1 protein-coding gene is annotated in these 3,653 nt (G+C 77.6%); it reads right to left on the bottom strand.

Annotated features, from left to right (window positions below; translation table 11 throughout):
* Positions 1–3,653 (bottom strand): AMP-binding protein (locus JNW98_RS35095; protein ID WP_223772317.1); only part of this gene is annotated, 3,653 nt, incomplete at both ends.

The raw sequence follows: 3,653 nt of genomic DNA, 5'->3' as shown, positions 1-3,653 counted from the left end.
AGTTGTGTGTCGGCCGGGGCCTCCTGGAGGTCCAGGTGCGCGCAGTCGAGCCACGGGAGCTCCTGCGCGAGGCTCGTCAGCAGACCCAGCCGGGCCGCCCGGCCGGCGTCGACCAGGTCGCCGGGCGCAGCGTGCTGGGTGTGCCGTCCGACGACGCGCAGGGTGATCCGGGTGTCGTCGGCGCGCCGGGCGGCGAGCGCCTGGACGAGGTGGACCAGCGCCGCCGTCTCCCCGGAGACCGTGGTGCCGTGCGGGGCGGGCGGGGCGTACGTGGTGAGGTCGAGGACGTCCGTCACCGTGTGGCCGTCCGCCGCCAGCGCGTCCAGGACGCGGCCGTGGTCCTCCGCGCGGTCGAGGCGGATCCGGAAGCGGTCCTCGGCGACGCGCCCGTACTCCGGGCCGTTGTCCACGCGCACGACGCGCCGGCCGCCCACGGCGAGCTCCGGCAGCAGCCGGTCGGCGAGGTCCAGGGGATCGGCGAGCACCAGCAGCGTGCCGTCCGGGTCCGGGGCGGGCCCGGGCAGCGGGCGAGCCGGCCGCCAGACGCGCTCGTGGAACCAGTCGGGCAGCGTGGTGCGCTCGTTGCCCAGCAGCAGGTCCACCTCGGCGAGGACGGCGTCGAACCCGCCGGAGTGGAAGCGGTGGCGCAGCGCCGCCCGCTGGATCTTGCCGATCTCGGTCTTGGGCACGTCCTCGCGGCCGACCGGCACGACGTGGCGCGGGTTGAGGCCGGCCCGCCGGACCAGCAGGGAGCGGATCTCCCGGACCGTCGCGGCGACGTCCGCGCCGGGCGCAGGGTGAAAGAACACGGCGAGGACGTCCGTCGTCGCCCCGGCGTCGCGGACCGCGCAGGCGGCGGTGAACGAGTTCTCGACCCGTTCCAGCTCCTCCACCACCGACTCGATCTCGTGGCAGTAGTGGTTGACGCCGTTGATGATGAGGACGTCCTTGGCGCGGCCGGTGATGGTGACCGCGCCGTCCCGGACGACCCCCAGGTCGCCGGTCTCGAACCAGCCGTCGGAGGTGAAGGAGGCCCGGTTCTCCGCCTCGTTGTCGTGGTAGCCGGAGGTGACCGTCGGGCCGGTGACCTGGAGGCGGCCGGGCACGCCCTCGGGCACGGTCTCCCCGGCGTCGTCGACGATGCGCAGCGTGGTGCCCGGCAGCGGGCGGCCGACCTCGGTGAACGGGTCGGTGTCGGACGTCGTCGCCAGGGTGAAGGCGTCCGAGTAGGTGACGGCCGACGACGTCTCGGACATGCCCCAGGACGGGCGCATCGCGGTGGCCGGCAGGCCGAGCGGGGCGAGGGCCTGGAGGAAGCGGCGGGCGACGCGCGGCATGATGGCCTCGCCCGCGTTCTGGATGAAGCGCAGGCAGGACAGGTCCCAGCCGCGCCCCGCCGCGTCCGCCACCCGGCCGTTGACCAGGCCGAAGGCGAAGTTCGGTGCCCAGGTGAGGGTCACCCGGTGCCGGTGGACGACGTCGAGCCAGCGGAGGGGGTCCTCCAGTACCCAGCCGGTGGGCGCGTGGAGCTGACGGTTCGTCAGGTAGACGTCGCGGACGTGGAACATGACGATCCCGCCGACGTGGTCAAGCGGCATCCAGTTGAACGTGACGTCCCCCGCCCCGAAGCCGTTGGCGGCGGCGGTCCCGGCGCAGCGCGCCAGGACGTTGCGGTGGCGCAGCGGTACGGCCTTGGGGGTCCCGGTGCTGCCGGAGGTGAGCAGCAGCAGGGCGACGTCGTCGGGTGAGCACGGGTGCTCGTCCGGGGCGGGCGAGTGGCCGCGCAGCTCCTCCAGGGCGCCGGTGCGCAGGGCGGCGCCCCAGCCGCGCCGGCCGGCGAGACCGTGCAGCTCGGCGGCGGTGGCGCCGTCGGCGAGGATCAGGGGCCGTCCGAGCAACTCCCATGCTCCCGCGAGGCGTTCGACGGCGGCGGTGTCCTCCGCGTAGCTCTCGGCGGGGGCCAACGGGACGGGGACGAAACCGCCGAGGAGGCAGGCCCAGAAGGCGGTCAGGAAGTCGCGGTGGGCGGGGCACTGGAGGATCGCCCGGTCGCCCGGGCGCAGCCCGAGGGCGCGGAGACCGCCCAGCACCCGGGCCGCGTCCTCCGCCAACTCGGCGTACGACAGCTCGCGTTCGGCGCCGTGGCGGTCGACGATCACGATGCCGCCCCGGTCCTCGCGGGCCGCGCGGCGCAGGGCCTCCGGCAGGGTGCGGACGGAGGGGGTGACGGCCGGTGGTCCCGCGGCCACCGCCGGGCGCCCGCCGTCCGCAGGGGCGGACGGGTGCGGGGTCTCCTCGCCGGGTCCCCGCGGGTCCTCGGCGGTGGGCAGCGGGACGTGGACGCGCTCCTCCGGCTCCGGGGCCGCCTCCTCGACGAGGACGGCGACGGCCGGACCGCCGGCCGCCGTCAGCTCCCGCTCCCAGGCCCGCGCGGCGTCCTCGTCCACGACGGGCAGCGCGGCGAGCGCGGCGGTGTCGACCCGCCCGGACCGGTCGCGGGGGAGCGTGGTCACGGGCACGACGGTCCGCGGCACGAGGGCGGCGGGCAGCAGGGCGGCGGCCCGCTCGCGCGCCCGTCGGGCCGAGAACGGGCCGGTGGGCACGGCGTACGCGACGAGCTCCGCCACCCCGTCGGTCGTCGTCCGGGGCAGGACCGCGCAGGCGGCCAGGGTCTCGTCGGCGAGCAGGGCGTTCTCGACCGCCGCGAGGTCGACGGCGTACCCGTCCAGGCACGGCGGCGCGTCGTCGGCGACGGCGAGCCGCCCGTCGTGGAGCCGGCGCCCGCGCCAGGGCGTGGGTGCGGGGGCGGCGGCACCCGGCCGGTGGACGTACAGCCGTCCCGGGGCGCCGCCGGGCAGCGGCCGGCCGCGCTCGTCGGCGACGGTGACGTGCCGGTGATCGCCCTCACCGGCGGCGAGTCCGGCGTCGGTGAGACCCGGCCGGCAGCGCACGGCGGCCACGCAGCCGGCCGCCTCCGGCAGCACCCACACCCGGTGCAGCGCCGTCTCCGGGTGGGCCGCCAGGAAGCGGTCGGCGAGCCGGGCGGTGAGCCGCCCGCCGTCGGTGAGGACCAGGCGGAGCCTGGACGGCCTTCCCGCACGGGCGAGTTCGTCCAGCGCGGAGGGCGGCAGCAGAGCAACGGTGACGCCGGCATCCGCGATCCCCTCCGGGGACGCGGGGTGCACGGCGGCGCCGTACAGCAGCGGCCACAGCAGGGCGTGCACCGCGTCGGGCAGCGGCGCCGTGCGGTGCACCAGGACGGTGTCCCCGGCGCCGAGCCGGCCCAGGTCCTGGAGCCTGTCCAGGGTCGCGCACAGCGCGGCGTGGCCGTACTCCACCGGGCCGTCCGCCCCGCGCAGGACGAACGCCGGGTCCGCGCCGCGCGGCCCGTCCGCCGGATCCGGGGGCGTCCCGGGCACCTCGCCGTCGAGCGCGGCGAGGTCGAGGGCCGCGACGGACGCGGGGAGCGCCGCCGGGCGGTCGGTGAGCACCGCCCCGGCACCCGCCGCCACGAGCCACGTGTGGGCGGCCGCGGCCGGCAGGTCCGGCTCGACGGGTACGCAGACCGCGCCCAGGGCCAGCAGCGCGAGAGTCGCGGCCGCGGCGTCGGGCCCCGGCGGCAGGTTCAGCCCGACGCGCGTCCCGCGGCCGAC

The sequence above is a fragment of the Streptomyces huiliensis genome, from assembly GCF_020037025.1.
Classification (GTDB): Bacteria; Actinomycetota; Actinomycetes; order Streptomycetales; family Streptomycetaceae; genus Streptomyces; species Streptomyces huiliensis.
Note: the sequence above shows the minus strand (reverse complement) of the source record. Positions and strands in the feature narration are given on the sequence as shown.